A 23,594-nucleotide genomic window follows, 5' to 3' on the forward strand; every position below is an offset into this window, starting at 1 on the left:
TTAGGAAACCTGTGCTCTATCCATCTGAGCTACAGGGGCGAAATAATTAATTCACCGATAAATCGAGGAGATTATAACAATTATTGCAGCGGGTGTAAAGGAAAGAGTTACGCGGCCGTGAGGTAATTTTCAACGATGAGCTTATAACGCTCCAGGAGGCTCTCTGTCTTGAACGGTTCTATGTGTTTCAGATTAAGGCGTATCCGATCAAAAAATTCTATGGTATCTTTTCGGAGATATTCTTCCAGCTCTGTTTCGCTGATCGTTCCCCCATCCATTTTTTCCGGAGGTTCGAAGAGCGTCTTGATATACCGCAGGACACGATCGGCTGAAGAGCCGTCGTCTTTCGCCGCCATGGCCAGAGCAAGTCCCGCCACGCCTTCCAGATGAAGATAACCTGTTCCTTCAAACGCTCCTTTTTCGAGCACAATAAGGGTCGCCAGGTTATTGTTCCTCTCGGCCGAACCCGGCTTCCACATCTCTTTGTAGGTATCTCTATCTAAAATACATACGAGCTTTTCTTTGGAGTAATTTTTATCTTTATTTGTGCTCGATCGGGCGATCGTATCTGGGTCGCACACCTGTATCCCGCTTTCGGGAGTAAGTAAACCTTTCAAATGTTCCGCATCGATGTCATTAAAGAGCTTCTCCGAAATAAGAATAAGCGGTTGAGCGCTTTCGGCGGCAGCCATACGCTCATTGTGAAGGGATTCCAGATACGCTGGCATCTCATCCCGGACCAGCGTCGTAAGAATTTCTTTTAAAGCATCCGTGGTTCCCTCCTGTACCTGCGCCCCCTCCCTATAAGCTTTTACATGCTCTATGGCCTGCTTCATCCTTATGGGATCGACAAGAGGGCCGATACGACGGCGCAGGGCATCATCCAGGTAAGCGGCGGAGAGGTCTCCCGCCGCCAGATCTTCTTTGAGACGGTCCTGTATCGCAGCGGCCTTCTCCAGGTCGGAAATCAATCCATTGAATTCGTCCCAATAAGGAAACAGCCCTTGCGAAGGGTTCAGTTCCTGCGTTCGATCGACAAGATTGCGCTCCGTAAGAAGCGCGGCCCTTAGATCGGCAGTAATGTGGGATAGCCTCTGGACTTTATCGTTGAATAAGTCGATCTCATCCTGTGACACAGGCCAGACCGTCTCAGAATCTCCCATAGGAAGATAAATAGTGAATGTGCTTCCCTGCCCCACCACAGATTCCTCAAGGATAATCTGACCGCCGAGCTGAAGGGCCGCCTTGCGGGCGAAATAGAGGCCGAGCCCCGTGCCCGCAACAGTAGCTCTTGTCGCTTCAAGCCTGCTCTCCTGTTTGAAAAGATGATCTCTTCTATCGGTCTCTGAAATACCCACGCCTGTATCCCTAACGCTTATCCGTACATATTTCCCGTTTTCAGCCTTATCGACTGTAACCACAATCTCTTCTCCATCGGGCCGGCTATATTTGATGGCATTTTTTACAAGATCAGCGATAAGCAGAAACTTTAATATCTCCGGATCGGTGACCGCCCTGACCACAGCATCTTTGTGTATATACGAAACGACAGGTATTCTCAGCCCGCTGGCCCGGGCCTGATTCTCTCCCAGTGCGATGCTCTTGCCTATTACTTCAATAATATCTATCGGTTTTTTATTGATTTCCTGGGCAATAAGATAATCGGTAAATGGTATCGTCTCTTCGAAGATCGGAAGGTATCCGTTAATGTAGAAAGCTGCTATCATTCTTTTCTTTTCTTCCTCCGGTAATTTAGCACCGGCATCGTCATGCTCTTCTTCCAACCAGGTAAAAAATGGTTTGGGGTCATTTAACGCGCCGGGCGCTGATTGGATTCTCTCAAAAATATCTACATTGTCTTCTTTCCATTCCGATAATGCCCGCGTTATATCCCTGAGCAACGCGGGTATCTCTTTTACGTCTTTTTCTATAGATTCGAAATTTATTATGGCCTGTTGATATTCATGATCATTGATAATATCTCCCAATGTCATAAGACGCTGTTTCTCGAAAAAATATCGAGCGATGACAGCAAACGAATCCGCAAAATCCTTAACCACATTCTCTCGCCCGCCAAAGTGAGCGGCATATACCTTTCTCGCATCATCCATGGTATCTGCCATGAGAAGGAGATGATAAATATTTATGGTCGATTGAGCGGCGCGCCCAAATCCCGTAATCGTAGCTGTCCGTTCCGAACCGTCAGGCGACTCAAGGCTGGAAACATCTCTTATCCGCTCATTAAAATGCGATAGGGCTTTGGATACTCTGACAGCTTTAGACTCTATTTCTCTGATCTTTTGCTCAGCGTCTCTAATCTTTAGCGCCCGGGCAGGATCGGTTTTCGATAGTCGAGCCGGTGCAACCACCGTCGCAGTTCCCAGTGCATGAAATAGGGCGGGAAGGCTTTCAACGATCCCTTTTAGTGTCAGAGCAGCAACCGCCTCAATCTTTTTAACCTCTCTGGTATGCGCCCTCAAAGCTTCCAATTCATATATCTTTTTTGCGGCGGCGCGGGACTGCCGAAAACCTGTCGCTACGGCCATTTCCTGCGCATAGGTAAGGCGGCCTACTACAGCAAACAGGAAGAGCGGCCTCTTATAATGATCTATCGCATAGCAATATAATACGGAGTTCCCCTCATTAGGACCATATCCTGTCGGCGCTTTCTTAAGATCGCTACTAAGAAGTTTTTTCGCATCCGCGATAGTCTCCGGAAAGTCCTTTACTTTATTGAATAGTCCATCCTCTTTCAGATATTCCTTCTCCAGATATTCGATCAGCTTCTGCCTATCGGATATCATCCACATGCCGTCTTTAAATTCGCAGACATCCGGAATTATGATCGGCTCTATTTCATTCGTAACCATCATCATCTCCAGAAGCCGTTTCTCGCCGCGAAGCGGCTCATTCTTCACCCCGGATGTACGAAGACCGCGCTGATAGCACGGCTCCCACTTGATATCCTGAGCGCTCTTATCGTCCGCCGCCATTATCTTCTTATCCCTGATCGGAAGATACTGGATCAAGCGGGTGCATCCGCTCGCCGCAGATATCGTATCGATCTCATCCACTACTTTCATTAATGCTTCGTCTATAGTAAGTGCCGGGTTAATTGAGTCAATCAGGTTTTTGCTTATTCCGATAAGTAAATCCGGAACCATTCGTTCATCGACAGCGCTATCCTCAAAAAACTCACCGAGCAGATAAAACTCGCCATATTCATCGTAATATGGGCCTATTATAACTCTCTTCCCATCAGTTGCAGCGGCCACGCTAAGAAGAAATTCCTTAGCCCACATGCAATGATAGTCAAACCTGATCTTTTTTATTTTTTTATCTGTATCGGTGGCGAGGATATCTGAAACGAGCCACTTAAAGAGCCATGTCGCAACACCGCGATTATCATATAACTTGTTGACCAAAAATTGGTTTATACGGATAGCGTCGCCTTCTATGCTATATGCAATCGTTGCCACTTCATTGCGTTCCGCTTCTATCCCCGCCGAGCCGCCGACTTCTGGCTCTTTTCCGGCGGCAGACTGAATAGTAGTCTCGATTTTAAAAAAGTTTTCCGGACCGTCGGGGAAAGTTTTGTGATCGCATCTCCACTTATCGTTTTCAATCGGCCCGAGAGGCCCATCCGGTAAGCGGAGCACGACTTTATTCTCACTCACCTTTCCTGACAAAAGGTATGCCCTCCTGCCGGTGTTATAAGACTTCTTTTTGATAAGATCCTCGACTTCATCGATTGAACAGGTCGACGGATCATTGATTATTGACCAGATAAAATCAAGATATTCCACAGAAGCTCTAAACCAATAATCGTCATCCGAATTAACAAGGTTAAAATCTGCCACTCTTTTTAATCCGGCGTCATTCTCCTCTCTCCATAGCCTAAGCGAGTCAAGCGTTTGCTCCCAGCGCTGCGGATCTTCTCCCATACGAATAAGATCCTGGCGCGCGGTGTTCTTAATATTTTCCGATGGGCTCTCAAGCAAATTAACAAACTTACTGATTTCCGGATTCTGAACCAGGTGACATTGCTTTGAAACGTATTGTATATCTTTTACGAATATTCTCGAAAGATTTTTATTAAGCCCTTCAATATGCCCTACCTGCTCATGTCCAGGCCGAAGAAGACGCGAAACATCAATTTTCGCAGGATCGTAGTAATAAAGATGATACCCTTCTGAAATATCGATCTGAACATAACCGTTTTCATGCACAAATGGAAACCTATCCTCTGGCCGAAATCTTTTGTTTTCAACCTCAATGATCCGCTGTACAGCGTCCAACGTCATCACTCCTGAAAGTATATGAGAATATTGGACATGTTCGACTAAATTAATGACGTAAAGGAGATTGGCTCTGACTGCAGAATTTTCGATATTAGAGAATGGCTCAGGGGCAAGAGTAGCCTTGTCGCTTGGGTTATTGTTCACATATGCCCAACCGATATCATGCAAGACGAATGACATAATTATAACGAGTATAATAAGTTTTTTCATATAGTTTGTGTTATTTATATATAGTTTATACATATATTCGAAAACTGATAATCATACGTTGTATTCTTCTAATATGATTCATATAGTATATCAGCTAATCTGTTGAAAGCAAGACAATTTACTGACTTTTTTATATTCTAATTTTGATGCACTATTCACTTCATCAGAAAGCAAAAGGGACGCGTACAAATTTACGATTAGACCTGTCCCCCTTCTTCCCTTTTTCACTATTGCAAAAAATTTTTGCAATAATTTTCGAGGAAAAAGCGTCTTATATAGTGTGGAAAGATAATATGGGAAGCAAAATAACAAAAAGGAGATTTTTGTGCCCAGAACTGCTAGGGTTTTTATTGAAAATGTTTGCTATCATATAATTGCGAGAGGCAATAAAAGGGAAGCCATTTTTTACGATCCAACTGATTTTCGCACATACCTTCATTTAGTACACAAATATAAGCTTAAATTTGGTTGCCGTATTTATGCTTTTTGCCTCATGTCCAACCATATTCACTTGATGCTTGAATCGCCTCAAGGGCTTAAAGCAATGAGCTCATTTATGCATGGCCTTCATCATACTTATGCAATGATATTTAACGGAAGATACAAAAGAGTTGGGCATTTATGGCAGAATCGTTACAAGAATCCGATTGTCCTTAAGGATGAATACCTCATACACCTTCTATCATATATCGAATTTAACCCTGTAAGAGCCGGACTTGTCAATAAACCGGAAGACTATATGTGGAGTAGCTATAGAGCAAGAGTGCTTGGAGAGAAAAACATTATTATAGATGATCTTAGTTCTTTTTAAGCAGGGACAGGTTCAAAGCTAATTTTGTACGCGTCCCTAAAACTATAGTGGTGGTGAGGGAAGGATTCGAACCTTCGAAGGCGTGAGCCGTCAGATTTACAGTCTGATCCATTTGACCGCTTTGGTACCTCACCGAAAACAATTTAATACTTAAAGTGGAGCTGGCAGAGGGAATCGAACCCCCGACAGCCGGTTTACAAAACCGGTACTCTACCAGCTGAGTTATGCCAGCCCAAATCCTGGTATCACCTGTGGTGCCACGTATGAGCTATGCTAGCGCCTTTAATGCTTCCGGCAATTTATTCAAAATATCCGTCGCTAAAAGGCTCAACGCGCCCTTATCTTTAAGAGCGATGTCGCCCGCCAGGCCGTGAAAATATACGCCAAGCGCCGCCGCGATAAAAGGTCCGGCTCCCTGGCCTATAAAGCTAGCTATCATTCCGGTAAGAACGTCTCCGGATCCGCCCGTCGCCATACCGGCATTACCCGTCTCATTCACGTATATGTCGCCGGTAGGAGCGGCAACCACTGTATTATGCCCCTTTAAAACTAAGACGGTATTATACTCAGCGGCGAACTTTAACGCAACATCTTTTCTATTTTGCTCGATATATTTAATATCCTGCCCGATAAGGCGCGCCATCTCCCCCGGATGGGGCGTCAGGATAAGCCTGGACTTGGCGGTTTTTAACATACTGACATGCCCGGCACAGGCATTGATGCCATCGGCGTCCAGGACCACCGGTTTTTCGACTTTAGCTATAAGATTCCTGACCAGGTCTTGAGTCTCTTTATTCTGGGATATTCCCGGCCCGATAGCAAGGACATCCGCCTTATCGCTGAAATTGATTATGTCCTTCTCCGCAAAAAGGCTGAGCGACCAATCTCTCGTCTCAAAGAACGGCCGCACCATGACTTCCGTGAGCTTCACCGCCATTATCGGAAATATACTCCTACCCACCGCGAGCGTCACAAGTCCGCTTCCGGAAAGCGCCGCCGCCTGAGCCGTGAGATAGGCGGCACCCGTGCCGCCACCCGAACCGGCAATCACGAGCACGTGGCCGAAATTTCCTTTATGTGCGTCGACGGCCCTCTTCGGAAAACTCTTTATCGCTTCATTTATATTCATTTAGCACCTTCTATAAGTATCACGTTGGCTATCGCGTAATTTTTGGAATGCGACATGCTGACGACTACATTCCCGACACTCTTCTTCTTTTTCAGCTTCAGCGCATCGTTATGAAATTCTATAATAGGCTTACCCTCTTTATCGTTCAGCACTTCTATCTCCGTCCATCTTATCGGATGTTTGCTCGGCTCGCCAAACGCCTTCACCACCGCTTCCTTAGCCGCGAACCTTGCCGCGAAATGCTGGTGCGCGAAACGCCTCGCTGTGGAATATTTTATCTCCCGGGGAGTAAATATTTTAGTCAGGAACGAATCGCCCCACTTCTTTATGGCATCCTTCATCCTGTATATTTCCACTATGTCAACACCCATGCCCAATATCATCTTATGATACCTATCATATCCTTTACGGCGCGGGCGATGCCGGTAAATACCGCACGCGCAACGATGGAATGGCCTATGTTCAATTCGTTAATCCCTTTTATCTTCGCGACAGTCTTTACGTTTTTGTAATTCAATCCGTGTCCCGCGTTCACCTTGAGGCCTTTTTCCGACGCGTAAGCGACAGCGCGCTTTAAGATATCGAGCTGGCGCCTTACGGCACCGGCGCCCTGCGCGTTCGCGTATTCGCCTGTGTGAAATTCTATGATCCTGGCTCCGACTCTTACAGACGCATCGATCTGTCCGGGTGAAGGGTTTATGAATAAGCTCACAGCTATGCCGTTTCTGCGTAGCCGCGCGACCACCCGCTTAATACGCGCTTCATTCCCCTTCACATCCAAGCCGCCTTCCGTCGTTACCTCCTGCCTCTTCTCCGGAACAAGGGTCGCCTGATTGGGCTTTATCTTGCACGCAAAATCCACAATATCTTTAGCGATCGACATTTCGAGATTAAGATTGGTAATAATCTTGCGAAGCTGAATAACGTCGGCGTCCTTTATGTGACGACGATCCTCGCGCAGATGGCAGACTATCGAGTCGCATCCGGCCCTAATGCACTCTTTAGCGGCCTCTACAGGACTCGGCTCATAAGTCTTCCTCGCCTCTCTGATAGTCGCGACATGATCTATGTTCACACCCAGCTTGACCATCATCACTGTTTCTCCACGCTCACTGTAACCTGCACAAGCGTCTCTTCCATATAAATCCCCGGCGCTATCGGATTTAACGGCACCGACCTGGTAAATGATTTTGTCACGCCCCGGACATCTATGGGCATAGTGTAAGCGAAGCGTATCTTCGACAGCAGGTCCTTTGTGCCGACTACTATGCAGTAATCCGGCGCAACGACCGCTTTGCGCGAATCCGCCATATAACCCCGCGGCGGAGTTCCGGTGAGTATCGGCTTTATTGAAAGTTTCTTCGCCGAGAGCCCTTCCGAAGGCAATATTTTATTCAGGAACTGCCTGTCCTCTTCACTGCCTTTATGGAGCTCATTGACTACGTAGAACCATAGGACTAGAGCCAGAAGGAGCGAGCCTATCTTAAGCCAGACATTCTTTGTGAAAAACTCTCTAATGGATTTTAGCACAAGCTTATATTGCCTATTCTTCCTTATTCTTACCGCGCTTTAAAAGCGATGTTTTTATATTAAATGGGTTTTTTCTCTTTTCGGCCCTATAGAAAAGATTTTTCAGCGTCCTGACCAGTGCCTCCTCGTCTAGCCCGTGAGTGAGTTTGCCGGCATGCGCTACCGATACCGCCCCTGTCTCTTCGCTCACAACTACACATACGGCATCTGTCTCTTCGCTTATACCTACGGCGGCTCTGTGGCGCATTCCGAGGGCTTTAGGGAACGTCTTCTCTTCTTCCGGCAGGGGCAGGACGCATCCGGCCGCAACCAATCTGCCCTGCTGAATCACTACCGCGCCGTCATGTAAGGGTGATTGAGGTATGAATATAGAAGTGAGCAGATAATTCGTAACCTTGGCATCTATCGGAGTGCCGCTTTCTACGTAACTCTTCAACCCCACTTCCCTCTCGATCACGATCAGGGCGCCTATCTTGCGCCTGGAAAGGTTTGCCGCGGCGCCGGCGATCTCCTCTATAAGCTCAACGTTGGTCTGGTGCATGCCAAGCTGTCCCAGCTGCGCCAGACCGCGCCTTAGTTCGGGTTGGAATATTACCACAAGGGCTATGATCGATATGGGAATCAATCTGGTGAGAACCCAGCTGATCGCATACAGGCCGAGCTGCTGAGTCACAAAGAATATCGCGCCCAATACAAGAAGCCCTTTAAGAAGCTGTTCGGAACGCGTGCCCTTTACAAATAAGAAGCTCATATATATGACATACCAGAGGATCGATATCTCAACTATTATCTTCCAGTACGGCAACACCTGCATTAATTTGCTCCTGACCGTAATATGCTGTCTGTCATAAGGGCAGCCTGTGCGGCCTCTTTAACATCATGAACTCTTATCAGGCTCGCGCCTTTCATTATAGCTATTACAGATGCCGCGATCGTGCCGATAAGCCTTCCTCCCGGATCTTTTATACCAAGGGCCTTTCCTATGAACGACTTGCGTGAAGTGCCGACGCATATAGGCCGCTTCAACTCTGTAAATTCCTCCAGCCTGTTCAGTATCTCAAGGTTATGTTCGAATGTCTTGCCGAACCCTATTCCGGGGTCTATTATGATCTTATCGCCGGCCACGCCTACTTCCTTAGCCATCTTTATCGAAATTTTTAAATCTTTGACTATATCTTTTACGGTGTCTTTATAACGCGGCCTTAACTGCATATTCCTGGGCGTGCCCTTCATGTGCATAATTATAACTGAAGCGCCATACTTCGCGACAACGGACGCCATATCCTTATCATATTTCAGTCCGGAGACATCGTTTACGATAGTCGCGCCGGCCCTGATGGCCTCTTCCGCAACCTCCGCCTTCATAGTATCGATAGAGATCGGGATGCGGGTCTTTTTCGAAACGGCCAATATCACAGGGATCACACGGGCCAATTCTTCTCTGGCGCTGATACCCCTAGCGCCTGGACGCGTAGATTCGCCTCCGATATCTATAATATCCGCGCCTTCGCGGGCAATTGCCAGGGCGCGTTTTACGGCCTTCGTCTTATCAAAGAAACTACCTCCGTCGGAAAAAGAATCCGGAGTCACGTTCAATACACCCATCACATGGGTGCGTCCGGAGAGATCAAGCCTTGGCAGTATTTTCATCCTTGGCAATTCCCAGAAGGGTCTTTATCTCGTCCACATCCATCACTTCTTTTTCCAGAAGCTTCTCGGCAAGCATCTTCAGCTTGTCTTTATGTTTGATAAGTTCATCTTTAGCCCTGGTGTAACATTCGTCTATTATCCTGCGGATCTCCTGGTCTATTACGAGCGCCGTCTGATCGCTGTAGTTTCGCTCCTCAATGATATCCCGGCCCAGGAAGATCTGCTCTTCTCTGTGGCCGAATGTGAGGTGCCCCAGCTTTTGGCTCATTCCGAACCTTGTGACCATCTTGCGGGCAAGGGCCGTAGCAATCTCAAGGTCGTTCTGAGCGCCGGTGGAAAGTTCATTGAACATCAACTCCTCACTCACTCTGCCGCCGAGTAAGCCCGTGATGCGCCCGAGAAGCTCTTCCTTGGTAACTATATATCTGTCTTCCAAAGGCATACGTATGGTATAACCCAGGGCCATACCCCTGGGCAATATCGAGACCTTATGCAGCGGATCGGCGCCCGGCATCACCAGAGCAAGAAGCGCATGTCCCGTCTCATGGTAGGAGACTATCAGCTTTTCCTGTTTTGATATGATCTTAGATTTACGTTCGGGGCCGGCCATCACCCTTTCAATAGATTCCTGCAATTCAGGCATCGTGACCGTCTCTTTATTCCGGCGCGCTGCCAGGAGCGCCGCCTCATTTACAAGATTGGCAAGATCCGCGCCGGAGAATCCGGGCGTCTGGCGCGCGATCACATTTAACTCAACCGACTTGTCGAGCTTCACGTTCTTGATGTGAACCTTGAGTATCGCCTCTCTACCCACTATATCCGGCCTATCGATCACTATCTGACGGTCAAATCTCCCAGGCCTGAGAAGAGCCGGGTCAAGCACATCGGGCCTGTTGGTAGCGGCTATCAGGATGACCCCTTCCTGCGTATTGAATCCATCCATCTCGACGAGAAGCGCGTTCAGGGTCTGCTCTCTTTCATCATGGCCGCCGCCGATACCGGCAAAGCGCTGGCGTCCTACGGCGTCTATCTCATCGATAAATATGATCGCTCCGCGGCCGCTCACCTTCGCGGACTTCTTCGCCTGCTCGAAGAGGTCACGGACTCTCGATGCGCCCACTCCCACAAACATCTCGACGAAATCGGAACCTGACATTGAAAGAAATGGCACGTTCGCCTCTCCGGCGACTGCTTTGGCAAGGAGCGTCTTGCCGGTGCCCGGAGGGCCCATCAATAAGACACCTTTCGGGATCTTTCCGCCCAACCGCTGAAACTTGCGGGGATCTTTCAGGAATTCAATGACTTCCTGCAGTTCCTGTTTGGCCTCATCCACTCCGGCCACATTTTCAAACGTGATCTTCACCTTCGCCTCTGACCCCAGCGTCACGCGCGACTTCCCGAACGCCATAAATCTTCCGCCGCCTTGAGCCGCGCTGCCCCTGTATACGAATAGCCATAGGAATAGGATGAATAGCACCATGGGCCCGAGCGAATAAAAGAGGTTCATCCAGAGCGTCTTGGGCGGTTTTATATCAAAATCTTTCACGTTCTCACGTAAACTTCTGATCATATCCTGGTCCGAATCGGGTATATTGACTATGAATTTTGTCCCGTCGGAAAGCGACCCCTTAAGGATATTTTCGATCTTTACGCAGGCAGTTATATTATGAGTGGTGTTGTTATCTTTCAGCATCTGAAAAAATTGCGCGTAGGGTATTTCCCTGGTAGGCTTTTCGGCCGGGTTCTGGCTGAAGGTATTGACCAGGTAGAGCACGCCCAGAATTATGAAAAACCAGATTATAAAGTTACCTTTACTTCTTGCCGGTGGTACATTTTTATTTCGATTCTTGTTCGGTTCCATTTATTTTTAGCTCCATTCTTATTTGGAAGTTATTTTAACAGAGTATTATTAATATATCAAGATATAGTCTTGCAAGCAAGATTAGATTTTAGCAAAACGGAGGGTCTTTTCGCCTCTCACGGCCTTTATGCCGCCGGGCAGATGGACAGAGCTGCCTTTCGCCTTACGATTGATAAGGGCCTCTACCTCTTTCCAATGCCTGAACGACAACTTCTTCACTTCGCCGCCGGCTTTCTCGAGCAAGTCGCGCAGGATCTCTTTCTGAATGGCTCTCGCCTGAACGATCAAATCCTTAAGGCCGATCTCGACACCGCCATCTTTTGAATAAGAGACCATCCCCTTGATTCCGGCGTTGGCCTCCTCTATGAATTCGAAATCTTCGCGCAGATGCTCCGCCATACTGAAGAGGGCACGCTTCAGGCGCGGATTGAATTTCTCAAGGAACGGAATGATCTCCCCCCTGATAATATTCCTGAAATATATCGGCTCGAGATTTGTATGGTCGATCCTGTAATCTATTCTTTCGTTATCCAGATATTTCACGATCTCCGACTTCTCGAGCTCACAGAGCGGCCGCACTACCTTGAGGTCTCCCTCATTTCTCGAAGGAGCAATTCCGACAAGCCCTTTTAACGAAGCGCCCTTTATCACCCGCATCAGAACCGTTTCGGCCTGATCGTCCAGCGTGTGGCCGGTCGCGATAACGCCGGCTCGCAGTTTTGCTCCGGCTTCCTTAAAGAACTTGTAACGCTCCGCGCGCGCCAGCTCCTCGGTCGAAATCCCTTTTAATCCGGCGCTTTTTAAATTCACTTTCTTATGGATGAATTCAAGGCCTAGCTCTTTCGCCATCTTTTTAACGAAGAGCGAATCAGCCCGGGACTCCTTACCGCGCAAACCATGGTCCAAGTTACAGACCGCCACTTTCTTAAGCTTGAGCTTATTCTTGAGCCGGACGAGCGCATGTAGTAAAAACACAGAATCCGGCCCCCCGGAACACGCCACCAGCACCGCGTCTCCCGGCTTCAAGAGCTCGTAGTTTCGGATAGTTTTCAGAACCTGTTCAATTAAATTAGTCGCCATTAAATCATCCTCAGTTAACTTGGGCAGCGGCGCCTTCACCTGCGAGATGGCCGGTCGAGAATGCCTGTTGCAAATTATAACCGCCGCTCGAGGCGCATCCGTCTATGATCTCGCCCGCAAAGTATAGTCCCGGGACTATCTTCGATTCCATAGTCCTCGGATTGATCTCCCGCGTCGAAACCCCTCCGCCGGTAACCATCGCCTCTTCTATGGGTAGCGCCCCTTTAATAGTCAGAGGCAATGCTTTAAATAAATTAAGAATTGCGCGCCTCTCTTCATACGTGATCTGGTTAGCCTCTCTTTCAGCGTCGATCCCCGCTAAATTCATGAAGACCGCTATGAGCCTCTGCGGAAGATAGCCTTTCATTACATTCTTAAATTGCATTCTACCCGGCCCTTTGAGATCATTCAGCATCCTCTTCTCCATCTGTTCTACGGTCAAGGCCGGCTTAAGATCGATCAGGAGGCGAACTTCCTTATTCTCCGATAGAAGCGTCACCACCTCGCCGCTTAAATCCAGGACAAGCGGCCCTGAAACACCGAAATGAGTAAACATCAGCTCGCCTATTTCAGAGACCAGCCTCTTCTTACCGCATTCGAACGTGAGACGTATATGCTCAAGCGCCAGCCCCTGCAGGTCCTTAACCCATTTCTCTTTTGTGACGAGCGGCACGAGGCCGGCCTTAAGAGGAACTATCGTATGCCCCAGCTTAGCGGCTATATTAAAAGAGTCGCCCGTCGAGCCGGTTGCCTTATATGACGCGCCTCCTGCGGCGAGGATAACCTTCTTTGCGATTATCGTATGGCGGCCCTCTAGCTCAAGCTGAAATAATCCATTCTTTGTTTTAATAGCCTCAAGCTTTGCCTTATACATTACTTTAACACCGTTTCCGGCGAGGCAATTCTCAAGGACCTCTACGACCGAACGCGCCTTATCGGTTACCGGAAATACCCGCCCCTGCCGCTCAGTCTTCATATCGAGGCCGTGGGACCTGAAAAATTCTATCAAATCGGCATTGAAGAACCTGAATAGGGCCGTGCGCAGAAACTTACCGCTTCCACCGAATTTTTCAATAAACGTTTCGATGGGCGCGGTATTCGTTATATTGCACCTGCCCTTGCCTGTGATGAGTATCTTCTTACCGATCGAATCATTGCGCTCTATCAGGATAACACTCTTCTTGAGCTCGCCGGCCCGTATAGCGGCCATGCTTCCAGCGGCACCACCTCCGACCACGGCGATGTCAAAAACTTCCGATTCAGGTGGTTCTTGCGTCATGACAAATATCTTTCATCAGTTTCTTCACAACCTTAACATCGGCCTTCGCGAAGTCGTATTCGCTTAATTGAGAAGGCTCGACCCATCTTAATTCATCGTGATCGAGCGCCCGGAATTCTCCGGAGAGATAACGGGCTTTGTAGACCAATAGCTCCAGCGGCACCAGCATATATCTGAATCTGCTCGCGCAGATGAATTCTCCGATCTCGGCTTCGATGCCGAGCTCTTCTTTAAGTTCCCGCTTCAGGCACTCCTCGGGAGTCTCACCGGGGCCTATCTTGCCTCCCGGGAATTCCCACCTGCCGCCGTGACGATCGCCTATGCGCCTCTTCGCTATCAATATCTTGCCGTCTTTTTCAATGACAGCGGCTGTAACCTTGAACACGTTAACGTCCCTCTCTTCTCATCTGCTGCGGTATCGATCGTCCCACGTCTCGTCCTTAAGCCCGTCAAGCTCTCCTTGCATCTCCTGGAACGCTCTCTTTTCCGAATACGCTTTGTTAAGATCGGCCGGATAAAGTGACGCATCGGCCCACTTATTCGCTCCCTCATCCCAGAAATAAACCACCTTCCTGGCGTCGAAGTCGATCTTTATCTTAACCAGCTTATTATCCACCTTAACGGTATCTTCTAGGTAGCGCTCTTTCTGATGCTGTTCAGCGTATGTGTGCGGCAAGGAGAAGGTTGCTGCTATTATGAGGGTTAAAACTATGACCGGGTAGCGCATTATTTTCCTGCTACTTCAACATAAGGGAAAGGAACATTAACTGGTAGCGGGGGTAGGATTTGAACCTACGACACGCCGGGTATGAGCCGACTGCTCTGCCAGACTGAGCTACCCCGCCACTATTTTCAAAAAGGGGCACTTATGAAATCGCTTTCACAGCCGCCCCTGAATCACAAGTAATTTTACGCCAACGCCAGCTTCTTCTCTATCTGCCCGAATCTTACCCCATTCTGCTCAATGGATGTATCCAGCTTGTGCTCTACTTTCGTTAGTCGCAACTCTACGTTTATCAGCCGTGAATCTATATTATAAACAACAATCTTTACAGTGTTTAATTCGGACTCAACGGTACCTAACCTGGCCTCTATGCGATCAAGCCTGGATACAATGCCAGAATGGCCCTCGGCAATAGTCTTAATGCCCGACTGCATGTCCTCGAGCAAAACTCTCGTTTCTTGATCAAAATCTGTGCTTCTTCCGGTCTTCATATTCTCTTTCTTCATTTTTTTAGCTCCTTTATTATAGTCTTACCACTTAAATTGTCAAATTATTTAACAGCCTCTCCCCCCATATATAAAGACGCTAAAAGTGCCAAAATTGTTGCAGATTATTTTAAAATAGTCTGCATCCCGTGGGCTTTCCGCAAAGGGATTGCAAATTTCTCAAAATCTTTTATTCCAAATTTGTCCCGAGCCCGCATCTAAGTGGCCGAGGGGCACGATATTTTAAAAAAATATTCCCGCTCGCTTTATTGATATTGACTTACTTCCCTCTGTGGCGGTAAAATACAAGGCATGAAGGATTACAATAAAGAACTTATTAGATAATATCATGGGCATTGGTGATAAACTGGTGCCCTTTTTATTATGAGGAAATAAAAATGAATGATTTTATAAAAGTCTCGCTAATCGGGATAATCGGCACTGTTATAGGTGGATTAATTTTATGGAAAGTTGTGTTAATGATAGAAAGCGTAAAAATAGATAAGGTAATTGCTTATCTCCCATATGCCAACGACTATAATTATCCTAACGGCAAAACCTATCTTAATGCTTCCCCTGCTGGTGATATGGAACGAGACATAAACCCGAAGAATCCCATACCGTTAAACATCAAAAAAGATGAACAGAAATTAACCCTCGGGGTGCGAAATATTAATTCAAAGACTATTAATGATATAAAACTATTTTTAACATTCCCAGATGAGTTTGAAGTAACAAGATTTCAGCCATGGCAGAATTACACAAATAAGAATTATAATATTGGATTGGGAAACATAAACAGCGGCATAGGTCACAATGCTGCTCAACCAATATTTTTTGCAGTAAAAAAGCCCGGTCGATACTACATTATATACACAATAACAGGAAGTGATTTAAAGCAACCTATAACTAAAGTAATGACCTTTAATGCCTATGAACAATAGGAAGTGTATATGAGCAACAAGACCAAGAAAATCATAACGGTTACCTTGCTGATCTTTCTCTCTCCCATCTTTATAAATACCTGTTATGCAAATTTAACCTATTATGATGATGTACGGGGTGGATTTTGGCAAGGGTTATGGCATGGCATAATTTCATTTATAAAATTGCCAGCAAGCGTATTAGCTCCGCAGTCTTTACACTTATATAATTCAAATAATAACGGTTTGGCGTATAATACAGGATTTTTTATTCCCGCCATTGCCGAGCTTGAGATGACAATTCCGTTGCTAATAGTTGCGTGGATTCTTCGGGGTATTTTTTGGGTAATTATGGCTGCAATAGCCTTATCGTTTGGAGCAGTAAAAACATAGAGTGAAAGATAAAAAAATATTAATTATAACCTGGGGCCATCCCATAAAGGGACACCCTGGAAATGAGAATCGCAAACAGCATAAAGGAGTGAGCAATACGTGAAAGACGCGCCAAAGATGTTAATAACGGAAAATATCAAAAAATTCTTGTTAAATAAAGAATTTGTAAGCGTCGGGACATGCGATTTAAGCGGCAGGCCTAATGCGGCGCCTAAATACGTAATAAAGATAGATGATGGCTTTATATACCTGGCCGATTATGTCAGAGGACATACATTTCAAAATTTAAAGATTAACCCTAAAATATCGCTCTCCGCCACCGATATGAAGACTCTGGAGGGATGGCAAATAAACGGTACAGTCAAAATTATAACCGAGGGGCCTCAATATAAGAAACTCTCAAAGACAATGATAGATATGGAAGTGCGACATACCGCAAGGCGTATTATTGAAGATGTTCAGGGAATACAGAAGCATAATTTTTTTGAAGTGTCATTTCCTAAAAAAGTTGTGATATTTAAAGTCAAATGCACGAAGATCACTAAGATCGGCATCACCGGAAATTTGCAAGTCAAAAGGATAAAGAATTAAGAATATCGGACCGCTTCATGCATGCTACCGGTCCGGTATCCCATCAGATCGATCGTTATATAGATAAAACCGAGCTTCCTTAATTTATTCGTAATTTTATCCCTCAACTTAATAGCTTTATTCTGATCCGACGGTAATAGCTCAAGCCTAGCGATATCTTTGTGCAATCTGACTCTTACCTGCTTAAACCCCAGACTCTTTAAATAACTTTCGGCTTCATCTATCCTCTTCAGGTTTTTCGCGGTTATCTTATTATGGAATGGAAGGCGAGATGCGAGACAGGCAAACGGTGGCTTATCCCAGGTCGGAAGCCTGAGACGCTTCGAATATCTTCTGATATCGGCTTTAGTAAATTTAGCCTCGAGAAGCGGGCTTCTTACGCCTAATTCCTTTGCCGCGAATCTTCCGTAGCGCACATCTTTCAGATCGTCGTAATTGGTGCCGTCGAGAAGGTAGCGCATTCTGCGCGATTTCCGCAAGTTATCGAGCTTCCTGAAGAGCTCTTTCTTGCAATAGTAGCATCGATTGACCGGGTTCGATTTGAAGTTCTTTATCTCAAGCTCTTTTGTATGTATCGTGATGTGCCTCGCGCCAATCTTCTTTACTATTCGCATCGCCTCTTTATATTCAGCCTCCGGATAAGTTTCGGAACGCGCCGTCACGGCAAGCACATTCTGCCTGCCGAGCGAGTCGAGGGCCACTTTTAGCAGAAACGTGCTGTCGAGCCCACCGGAATACGCGATCACAACGCTCTTCATGCCCTTCAGTATTTTTTTCAGCTTCTCTATCTTACCCATAAAATTATTGCGCTTCCTTAATCCAGCCGCCTCCTACAACAATATCCTTATCGTAGAAGACGACCGCCTGACCCGGCGTTGGCGCTGATTGAGGTTTGTCGAAATCAACCCGAACGACATCGGCGCCCATATTCGTGACAACAGCCTTCGCCTTCTTATGATTATACCGTATCTTAGCCATCACTTTCAGAGGTTTCTCTATCCCCTTTACCGATATCCAGTTGAGCCTGTCGGCAATAACGGTCTTCTTCATCAAATCTTCTTTCACCCCGACCACAACACGATTACTCTCAATGTCAAATGCCGTAACGTAGAGAGGCTCTTTATATGCTACACCGAGCCCGCGGCGCTGGCCTATCGTATAGAATGGTATACCCTTATGCTGGCCAAGTACTTTACCGTATTTATCTACGATCTTACCGATTTTTATCTCGACGCCCGTCTTCTCCCTGATATATTCTGCGTAATTCCGGTCCCGGATAAAACAGATATCCTGGCTCGAAACCGTATTATAGGTCTTTATCTTCATTCTTTTAGCGAGAGCCCGCACCTTCTTCTTTGTCATGTTGCCCAGCGGAAAGATCGCATGCTTTAACTGCTCCTGTGAAAGATTGAATAAAAAGTAAGACTGCTCTTTTACCTTATCCTTGCCCTCTTTAAGTAGAAACCGCCCGCTCTTCTTATCTAAGCCTGTCTTCGCGTAATGGCCCGTCGCAACGTATGACGCGCCGAGCGATCGCGCTTTCTCGAGAAGTTTTCCGAATTTAATTTTTTGGTTACAGATAACGCACGGGTTCGGTGTAAGACCCTTCAGATATTCCGAGCAGAAATAGTCTATAACATGCTTTTTGAAGTCCGCGCTAAAATCGACCACATAATAAGGTATCCCTAAATCCTCCGAGACTGCCCTGGCGCGGGTCACCGCTTCGAGAGAGCAGCAGGCGCGCAAGCTACTTTGCCCGCATTCTTCCTTCGGCCACATTCTGAATGTGATGCCGATGACGTCGTAGCCTTCTTTCTTAAGAAGCGCGGCCGCCAGCGACGAATCGACTCCGCCGGACAGCCCCACTACGACCTTTGTCTTAGAGCTTGCTCTTTTCTTTAACATTGTACCGCTTCCAAAATCCTTCCGTCATCTTGACATTAAAATGGCTGCCGGTCTTTTTAACCATCAAGGCATCGATGCCCTCTTCTTTCGCGAATCCTAAACCGTCTTCCCCCAAGATGCATAGCGCAGTCGAATATATATCCCCTATAGTCGGATCATCCGCTATCACAGTAACGCTAACCACACCATCGCCTATAGGCATCCCCGTCCTGGGATCTATTATATGAGAGTAGCGCTTCCCTCTCAACATGAAATATCGCTCATAATCGCCGGATGTATCAACACTCTTGTCTCTCACCTCAAGCTCATAGATGATCGAGAGCCTCTCCCGCGGATGCTGGATACCCACCTTCCAGGGTTTACTGCCGGATTTAAATCCGAGGCAATACATATCGCCGCCGGCATGAACGATAGCGCTCTTCACGCCGTTTTCCTTTAGTACTTTTATCGCCTGACCGGCCGCATAGCCTTTCGCGACTCCGCCCAGATCGATCGCCATGCCGGGCTTCTTAAATGAGATTGTAGATCCGGAACTGTCCAATACTACATCCCTTGAGCCGACTTTATCGATCGCGTCTCGAATATCGCTTTCCGATGGAATTTTTCCTTCGGCCTTCGCCCTGACCCAGATATCTATGAGCGGCTTTACCGTTATATCGAACACTCCGCCGGTCTTGAGGCCGTATTTGATAGCTTTACTTATGAGCTCAAAAGCCTCTCTGGAGATCTTTAGCGTTTCTCCATTTTTTAAACGATTGATCTTTGATATCTCGCTGTCGGCTTTGTATACGCTGAATACGCTTTCAACCCTGGCTATTTCATCGAAGGCCTTATCGATCGCCTTACCGATCCTTCCGGCATTGCCATCCGGGCCTACGGGAGCCTTGATCTGCACGATAGTGCCCATCAGAAATTCTTCTTTTTCTATTACCGGAGCGTTCTGATGGATAGCGCGCGTTATGATGAGCGCCAGGATGATCATTATAAATAATAATGAAATTGTTACTGCGCGCGGAGTAGTCATTTCAGGCTGGCGACGACCTTATCGATATCGAGGGACTTCTCGACCATGTCGACGATTATCTTAATCTTTTCGGTATCCTGGGGCTTCAACTTCACTACCATCGAATGTATCCGTGAGGCTATCTTGTATGTATCCTCTTTGGTGATCAGGACAGCTATATTTGATTTACTGAGATTCTTCACGCTCCCGCGCCCGGGCATGATCCCGCCGGATATGATCAGGCCGGAAAAGCGGCAGTTCTTCTTCATCTTGTCCGACTGAACTTTACAGACCGCCGCGATCAGGTCATCGCGATCGCCGGGTATTATCATTAAAGTATTATTACTTACAAGCTGCATCGCATCCTTGACGTTCATGGCCCCGATCAGCACATTCTCGACGGGCTTATCGAAACTGTCCCCTTCGTATAAAATCTGTATCTTCAGCTCTTCCTTTATCTCGCGCATCGTGGGTATATCGAGGATCTTCTGGTACGGCAGTACCCCGAAAACGTTCAGGCCCTTTTGTTCAAGGCCCTTCCTTGCCAGGCCGGCTATCCTCTCGTACTTACCCGGCAATACCTTATTGACCACAACTCCGGCAATATTTACCCCCTCTTTGTCAAAGAGCGCCTTATTGAGCATCATCTCGTCTATGGGCTTGCCTACGCCGCCCGATGAGATGAGCAGGACGTCCGCTCCAAGAAGCTTTGCCACCGAGGCATTGGACAAATTTAAGACGCTCCCCACGCCCGCGTGCCCGGTGCCTTCGATTATCACAAGATCGTTATCCGCGGCTACACGCTCATACGCGTCGGCGATCTGTTTCGCATGGTCCTCTTCGGCGCCCTTTTCGATGAACCGCTCGGTGAATCCGCGCTCTATCGCGATCGGGGACATATCCTTAATATTGCATTTGATCCCGAAGACCTCTTCGATAAGTATCGAATCTTCGTCGACCTTATAGCCCTGTTCCACGAGATAGCGCTGGCCGATCGGCTTGATGAAGCCGATCCTGTCAAAGCGCTTCTTCAGCGCCGCTATGAGGCCGAGCGATACGGTCGTCTTCCCGTCGTTCTGCATCGTAGCCGCGACAAACATCTTCTTCGCCATAAAAATTAGGTTAATTTTCCTTCGCGAAAAGCTTTGATATAATTACCGCAGTATTCGTCGATGCCCAGGAGGGCGCCGGAGGCGGTAAAGCTCGACGCTATATGCTTCTCGGTCGGATCGACTATCGCCGCGTCCAATCCCTCGCTCATTGCCATTGCCAGAAATATGGAATTTATGAGGCCCCTACTAGGAAGGCCGAACGAGACATTGGAAAGCCCGCATATCGTCTTAACGTCGCCCAAGCTCTTTATCATCTTTATCGACTTTAAAAATTCGCTCGCCTGGGCGGGCTCTGTAGATATCGGCCTGATAAGCGCGTCTATGTAGAGGTCATTTGTATTAAAACCTGCTCTCCTCACCTTTTCGACGATACTCTTAGCGATCTCGAAGCGCTCATTAGCTGTATCCGGCATCCCTTTATCACTCATCGTGAGGGCGACAAGCTTCGCTTTATATTTGATCGCTAGCGGAAGAATATTATTTATTCTCGAATCCTCGTCGGTTATCGAATTAATGAAAAGGCTCCCCGTAGACTTATAGACCTTAAGGCCTCTCTCCAGGGCAAGATAGTTAGGACTATCGATACAGATATTCACGCCCGGCACCTTGCTCTGAATAACGCTGATCACCCAGTCGATATCCTGAAGCTCATCGCCTGAGGTAACGGCGCAATTTACGTCGATATATACGGCGCCTGCGGCAATCTGGCTTTTAGCCTCCTTCAGAATATCGGCGGCGTTTCTCGCTTTTATGGCTTCACAGATTTTCGGCCTTGTAGAATTTATTCTCTCACCTATGATCAGCATCTACTTCTCCTTCGCTCTCTTTTCCCTGTTCTTTTCTATTGTCTTTACTAGATTGGTCAATACCTCATTGACCGGAGTCGGGATGTTGAGCGCTTTCGCCTGTCTCACTATGGCGCCATTTATAAAATCTATCTCCGTCCTCTTCTTATTCAATATGTCCTGAAGCATGCTCGATACGTTCGAGGAAGTCGCCCTGCAGACGGACTCCACCTTCTGTATCGGGTCATCATATAAAAGCTTTATGCGCTTACGCTTCACGACCTTTACCGCTTCCTGCACCGCGCTTCGCAAAATTTGCCGGCATTCTTCGTGTTCGATAAGCGCGCCGTTATTCAGGCGAGTGATAGCAGTAAGAGCGTTTATCCCGACATTGACGACCAGTTTACTCCATATTACGGAATCGATATCCTTGGAGACCTTTGCCTCAAAACCCGCCTTCGTCAATATGCCGGCGACTTCGCGTATCGCGCCGAGCACTCTGCCGTCCGCCTTGCCTATGATCGTGTCGCCTTTTCCCGCATGTCTTACATGGGCGGTTTCGATCAGGGTCGAGCCGTGGTTCGTGACGCCTGCGATCACCCTCTCCGGGCCGAAGTAATCGTTTAATATCTGAATGTTGCCAATGCCGTTCTGGAGAGTCAGGACTCCGGTCTTTTCCGATACTAGGTCCTTTATCCCTTTACAGGCATCCTCGGTAGAATAGCTTTTCACGCACAGGATAACGAGGTCGCACGAACCGATATCATTGACGTTCGCCGTCGCGTTAACCTTGACCGTGAACGGGCCGCTCATGCCTTCGACCTTTATGCCTTCGAGCGAGATCTTCCTGGCCCTATCGGCGAATTCGTCCAGCAGCCAGATCTCGTCCTTTGTCTTATTTTTCAATAACGCGGCTATCAGACATCCTAACGCGCCCGGACCGACGACTGTTATCTTCATCAAAGCACCTACCCCTTTTTAATTTCCTTCAACTCTTCCGCTTTTATCGTGAATGTATGTTCGGGTCCCGGAAATTCGCCGTTCTCCACTTCCTCTTTATACTTCTTAAACGCATCCGATATCAGAGGCAAAAGCTTAATATACTGTTTGACGAATTTCGGGACGAACCTGTCGAAAAGGCCTATCATATCGTTAGTGACCATTACCTGGCCGTCGCAATCAGGTCCCGCGCCGCAGCTTATGGTCGGTATTCTCAGCCTTTCAGTGACGAGCTTCGCCACCTTGTCGGGAACGCATTCGAGGACCACGGCAAAACAGCCGGCCTTCTCGAGCCTCAATGCCTGATCGATGATCTTCTCCGCCGACTCCCGGTCCTTGCCCTGCACCTTATATCCGCCGAGCTTGGAGACGGTCTGCGGAGTGAGCCCCAGATGTCCGAGGACGGGGATCCCTGCGTCCACTATCGCCTTCGTGACATCGAGCACTTCGTCGCCGCCCTCTAGCTTCACGGCATCGCAGAGAGCTTCCTTCATGAATCTTCCGGCGTTGCGTACAGCTTCTTCCTTGGAGACCTGATATGACATGAACGGCATATCGCCGACCAGAAAAGCGAATTTCGTGCCGCGGCGGGCTGCCTTCGCGTGATGGATCATCTCGTCCATCGTCACCGGCACCGTCGAATCGTAACCGAGCACCACCATCCCGAGCGAATCACCGACCAGGATCACGTCGATCCCGGCATCATCGATAATACGCGCCATCGGATAGTCATATGCGGTAAGCATCGTGATCTTCCTGCCTTCGCGTTTCTTCGCGGCCAAATCGCCGATCATTATTTTTTTGCGTTCCATCTGAATTCTCC

General features: G+C 47.6%; 24 protein-coding genes and 3 tRNA genes. 4 read left to right on the forward strand and 23 right to left on the reverse strand.

Going from position 1 to position 23,594, the window contains the following annotated elements:
• Positions 1 to 107: 107 nt before the first annotated feature.
• Positions 108 to 4,511, reverse strand: coding sequence for an ATP-binding protein (locus NTY76_00650; protein MCX5677607.1), 4,404 nt, complete (start codon positions 4,509 to 4,511; stop codon positions 108 to 110).
• 325 nt (positions 4,512 to 4,836) lie between these two features.
• Between NTY76_00650 and NTY76_00655 the strand changes: the two genes are divergently transcribed.
• Positions 4,837 to 5,322: a transposase gene (locus NTY76_00655; protein ID MCX5677608.1), complete on the forward strand. Its 486-nt coding sequence runs from the start codon at positions 4,837 to 4,839 to the stop codon at positions 5,320 to 5,322.
• A 48-nt stretch (positions 5,323 to 5,370) separates the two neighbouring features.
• On the opposite strand, the gene NTY76_00660 is transcribed toward NTY76_00655, so the two are convergent.
• The 15 genes from NTY76_00660 to NTY76_00730 all read right to left on the reverse strand — a co-directional run bounded on the left by NTY76_00660 (position 5,371) and on the right by NTY76_00730 (position 15,081).
• Positions 5,371 to 5,456: transfer RNA gene (locus NTY76_00660), tRNA-Tyr, on the reverse strand.
• Between the two features lie 22 nt (positions 5,457 to 5,478).
• Positions 5,479 to 5,554 (reverse strand) — tRNA-Thr (locus tag NTY76_00665).
• Positions 5,555 to 5,590: 36 nt separating this feature from the next.
• Positions 5,591 to 6,451, reverse strand: a complete 861-nt coding sequence (locus NTY76_00670; protein MCX5677609.1) for an NAD(P)H-hydrate dehydratase — start codon at positions 6,449 to 6,451, stop codon at positions 5,591 to 5,593.
• Complete coding sequence (gene acpS / locus NTY76_00675; protein MCX5677610.1) at positions 6,448 to 6,834, reverse strand: holo-ACP synthase; 387 nt, start codon at positions 6,832 to 6,834, stop codon at positions 6,448 to 6,450. Before acpS ends, NTY76_00670 begins: the two co-directional genes overlap by 4 nt.
• The gene (locus NTY76_00680; protein ID MCX5677611.1) at positions 6,831 to 7,541 is read right to left on the reverse strand and encodes a pyridoxine 5'-phosphate synthase; all 711 of its coding nucleotides are present in this window, start codon (positions 7,539 to 7,541) and stop codon (positions 6,831 to 6,833) included. Before NTY76_00680 ends, acpS begins: the two co-directional genes overlap by 4 nt.
• A 2-nt stretch (positions 7,542 to 7,543) precedes the next feature.
• Positions 7,544 to 7,981: a YbbR-like domain-containing protein gene (locus tag NTY76_00685; GenBank protein ID MCX5677612.1), complete on the reverse strand. Its 438-nt coding sequence runs from the start codon at positions 7,979 to 7,981 to the stop codon at positions 7,544 to 7,546.
• A 13-nt stretch (positions 7,982 to 7,994) separates the two neighbouring features.
• Positions 7,995 to 8,795, reverse strand: coding sequence for a diadenylate cyclase CdaA (gene cdaA, locus NTY76_00690; GenBank protein ID MCX5677613.1), 801 nt, complete (start codon positions 8,793 to 8,795; stop codon positions 7,995 to 7,997).
• Positions 8,795 to 9,631: a dihydropteroate synthase gene (gene folP / locus NTY76_00695; protein MCX5677614.1), complete on the reverse strand. Its 837-nt coding sequence runs from the start codon at positions 9,629 to 9,631 to the stop codon at positions 8,795 to 8,797. The genes cdaA and folP overlap by 1 nt, the downstream gene beginning before the upstream one ends.
• A complete protein-coding gene (gene ftsH, locus NTY76_00700) occupies positions 9,609 to 11,492 on the reverse strand; it encodes an ATP-dependent zinc metalloprotease FtsH (GenBank protein ID MCX5677615.1) in 1,884 nt (627 codons plus the stop codon). Before ftsH ends, folP begins: the two co-directional genes overlap by 23 nt.
• Before the next feature lie 81 nt (positions 11,493 to 11,573).
• On the reverse strand, positions 11,574 to 12,572 hold the full coding sequence (gene tilS / locus NTY76_00705) for a tRNA lysidine(34) synthetase TilS (protein MCX5677616.1): 999 nt from the start codon (positions 12,570 to 12,572) through the stop codon (positions 11,574 to 11,576).
• A 10-nt stretch (positions 12,573 to 12,582) separates the two neighbouring features.
• Positions 12,583 to 13,851 carry an NAD(P)/FAD-dependent oxidoreductase gene (locus NTY76_00710; GenBank protein MCX5677617.1) on the reverse strand — a complete coding sequence of 423 codons (1,269 nt, stop codon included), beginning with the start codon at positions 13,849 to 13,851 and terminating at the stop codon, positions 12,583 to 12,585.
• On the reverse strand, positions 13,832 to 14,236 hold the full coding sequence (gene mutT, locus NTY76_00715) for an 8-oxo-dGTP diphosphatase MutT (GenBank protein MCX5677618.1): 405 nt from the start codon (positions 14,234 to 14,236) through the stop codon (positions 13,832 to 13,834). Before mutT ends, NTY76_00710 begins: the two co-directional genes overlap by 20 nt.
• 18 nt (positions 14,237 to 14,254) lie before the next feature.
• Entirely contained in the window at positions 14,255 to 14,578 is a 324-nt protein-coding gene (locus tag NTY76_00720; protein MCX5677619.1) for a hypothetical protein, read from the reverse strand.
• Between the two features lie 41 nt (positions 14,579 to 14,619).
• A tRNA-Met gene (locus tag NTY76_00725) sits at positions 14,620 to 14,696 on the reverse strand.
• Between the two features lie 64 nt (positions 14,697 to 14,760).
• Positions 14,761 to 15,081: a hypothetical protein gene (locus tag NTY76_00730; GenBank protein MCX5677620.1), complete on the reverse strand. Its 321-nt coding sequence runs from the start codon at positions 15,079 to 15,081 to the stop codon at positions 14,761 to 14,763.
• A 377-nt stretch (positions 15,082 to 15,458) separates the two neighbouring features.
• Here NTY76_00730 and NTY76_00735 point away from each other — a divergent pair, with 377 nt between their 5' ends.
• From NTY76_00735 to NTY76_00745, 3 genes are all read left to right on the forward strand, one after another.
• On the forward strand, positions 15,459 to 16,004 hold the full coding sequence (locus NTY76_00735) for a hypothetical protein (protein MCX5677621.1): 546 nt from the start codon (positions 15,459 to 15,461) through the stop codon (positions 16,002 to 16,004).
• Between the two features lie 9 nt (positions 16,005 to 16,013).
• Positions 16,014 to 16,376 (forward strand): hypothetical protein, encoded by a 363-nt coding sequence (locus NTY76_00740; GenBank protein MCX5677622.1) that lies wholly within the window; start codon positions 16,014 to 16,016, stop codon positions 16,374 to 16,376.
• A gap of 99 nt (positions 16,377 to 16,475) precedes the next feature.
• Positions 16,476 to 16,967, forward strand: a complete 492-nt coding sequence (locus NTY76_00745; protein MCX5677623.1) for a pyridoxamine 5'-phosphate oxidase family protein — start codon at positions 16,476 to 16,478, stop codon at positions 16,965 to 16,967.
• On the opposite strand, the gene larE is transcribed toward NTY76_00745, so the two are convergent.
• Genes larE through panB form a run of 7 tightly spaced genes read right to left on the reverse strand, consistent with a single transcriptional unit; the run spans position 16,964 to position 23,583 of the window.
• On the reverse strand, positions 16,964 to 17,764 hold the full coding sequence (gene larE / locus NTY76_00750) for an ATP-dependent sacrificial sulfur transferase LarE (GenBank protein ID MCX5677624.1): 801 nt from the start codon (positions 17,762 to 17,764) through the stop codon (positions 16,964 to 16,966). The two genes, NTY76_00745 and larE, sit on opposite strands and share 4 nt — an antisense overlap.
• Before the next feature lie 4 nt (positions 17,765 to 17,768).
• Positions 17,769 to 18,872, reverse strand: coding sequence for a tRNA 2-thiouridine(34) synthase MnmA (mnmA, locus tag NTY76_00755; protein ID MCX5677625.1), 1,104 nt, complete (start codon positions 18,870 to 18,872; stop codon positions 17,769 to 17,771).
• Positions 18,847 to 19,896 (reverse strand): FAD:protein FMN transferase, encoded by a 1,050-nt coding sequence (locus tag NTY76_00760; GenBank protein ID MCX5677626.1) that lies wholly within the window; start codon positions 19,894 to 19,896, stop codon positions 18,847 to 18,849. The genes mnmA and NTY76_00760 overlap by 26 nt, the downstream gene beginning before the upstream one ends.
• Positions 19,893 to 20,987 carry an AAA family ATPase gene (locus tag NTY76_00765; protein MCX5677627.1) on the reverse strand — a complete coding sequence of 365 codons (1,095 nt, stop codon included), beginning with the start codon at positions 20,985 to 20,987 and terminating at the stop codon, positions 19,893 to 19,895. Before NTY76_00765 ends, NTY76_00760 begins: the two co-directional genes overlap by 4 nt.
• 5 nt (positions 20,988 to 20,992) lie before the next feature.
• Entirely contained in the window at positions 20,993 to 21,793 is an 801-nt protein-coding gene (locus NTY76_00770; protein ID MCX5677628.1) for a dihydropteroate synthase, read from the reverse strand.
• On the reverse strand, positions 21,794 to 22,732 hold the full coding sequence (locus NTY76_00775) for a 2-dehydropantoate 2-reductase (GenBank protein MCX5677629.1): 939 nt from the start codon (positions 22,730 to 22,732) through the stop codon (positions 21,794 to 21,796).
• Between the two features lie 8 nt (positions 22,733 to 22,740).
• Positions 22,741 to 23,583 carry a 3-methyl-2-oxobutanoate hydroxymethyltransferase gene (panB, locus tag NTY76_00780; protein MCX5677630.1) on the reverse strand — a complete coding sequence of 281 codons (843 nt, stop codon included), beginning with the start codon at positions 23,581 to 23,583 and terminating at the stop codon, positions 22,741 to 22,743.
• Between the last annotated feature and the right edge of the window lie 11 nt (positions 23,584 to 23,594).

The sequence above is a fragment of the Candidatus Omnitrophota bacterium genome (assembly GCA_026387175.1).
GTDB lineage: Bacteria > Omnitrophota > Gorgyraeia > 2-01-FULL-45-10 > 2-01-FULL-45-10 > CAIMPC01.

What these genes read in the sequence shown, in the direction of transcription:
- NTY76_00650 (MCX5677607.1), bottom strand. Translation starts at nt 4,511, where the DNA reads ATGAAAAAACTTATTATACTCGTTATAATTATGTCATTCGTCTTGCAT.
- NTY76_00670 (MCX5677609.1), bottom strand. Translation starts at nt 6,451, where the DNA reads ATGAATATAAATGAAGCGATAAAGAGTTTTCCGAAGAGGGCCGTCGAC.
- acpS (MCX5677610.1), bottom strand. Translation starts at nt 6,834, where the DNA reads ATGATATTGGGCATGGGTGTTGACATAGTGGAAATATACAGGATGAAG.
- NTY76_00680 (MCX5677611.1), bottom strand. Translation starts at nt 7,541, where the DNA reads ATGGTCAAGCTGGGTGTGAACATAGATCATGTCGCGACTATCAGAGAG.
- cdaA (MCX5677613.1), bottom strand. Translation starts at nt 8,795, where the DNA reads ATGCAGGTGTTGCCGTACTGGAAGATAATAGTTGAGATATCGATCCTC.
- folP (MCX5677614.1), bottom strand. Translation starts at nt 9,631, where the DNA reads ATGAAAATACTGCCAAGGCTTGATCTCTCCGGACGCACCCATGTGATG.
- ftsH (MCX5677615.1), bottom strand. Translation starts at nt 11,492, where the DNA reads ATGGAACCGAACAAGAATCGAAATAAAAATGTACCACCGGCAAGAAGT.
- tilS (MCX5677616.1), bottom strand. Translation starts at nt 12,572, where the DNA reads ATGGCGACTAATTTAATTGAACAGGTTCTGAAAACTATCCGAAACTAC.
- NTY76_00710 (MCX5677617.1), bottom strand. Translation starts at nt 13,851, where the DNA reads ATGACGCAAGAACCACCTGAATCGGAAGTTTTTGACATCGCCGTGGTC.
- NTY76_00720 (MCX5677619.1), bottom strand. Translation starts at nt 14,578, where the DNA reads ATGCGCTACCCGGTCATAGTTTTAACCCTCATAATAGCAGCAACCTTC.
- NTY76_00730 (MCX5677620.1), bottom strand. Translation starts at nt 15,081, where the DNA reads ATGAAGAAAGAGAATATGAAGACCGGAAGAAGCACAGATTTTGATCAA.
- NTY76_00735 (MCX5677621.1), top strand. Translation starts at nt 15,459, where the DNA reads ATGAATGATTTTATAAAAGTCTCGCTAATCGGGATAATCGGCACTGTT.
- NTY76_00740 (MCX5677622.1), top strand. Translation starts at nt 16,014, where the DNA reads ATGAGCAACAAGACCAAGAAAATCATAACGGTTACCTTGCTGATCTTT.
- larE (MCX5677624.1), bottom strand. Translation starts at nt 17,764, where the DNA reads ATGGGTAAGATAGAGAAGCTGAAAAAAATACTGAAGGGCATGAAGAGC.
- mnmA (MCX5677625.1), bottom strand. Translation starts at nt 18,872, where the DNA reads ATGTTAAAGAAAAGAGCAAGCTCTAAGACAAAGGTCGTAGTGGGGCTG.
- NTY76_00760 (MCX5677626.1), bottom strand. Translation starts at nt 19,896, where the DNA reads ATGACTACTCCGCGCGCAGTAACAATTTCATTATTATTTATAATGATC.
- NTY76_00765 (MCX5677627.1), bottom strand. Translation starts at nt 20,987, where the DNA reads ATGGCGAAGAAGATGTTTGTCGCGGCTACGATGCAGAACGACGGGAAG.
- NTY76_00770 (MCX5677628.1), bottom strand. Translation starts at nt 21,793, where the DNA reads ATGCTGATCATAGGTGAGAGAATAAATTCTACAAGGCCGAAAATCTGT.
- NTY76_00775 (MCX5677629.1), bottom strand. Translation starts at nt 22,732, where the DNA reads ATGAAGATAACAGTCGTCGGTCCGGGCGCGTTAGGATGTCTGATAGCC.
- panB (MCX5677630.1), bottom strand. Translation starts at nt 23,583, where the DNA reads ATGGAACGCAAAAAAATAATGATCGGCGATTTGGCCGCGAAGAAACGC.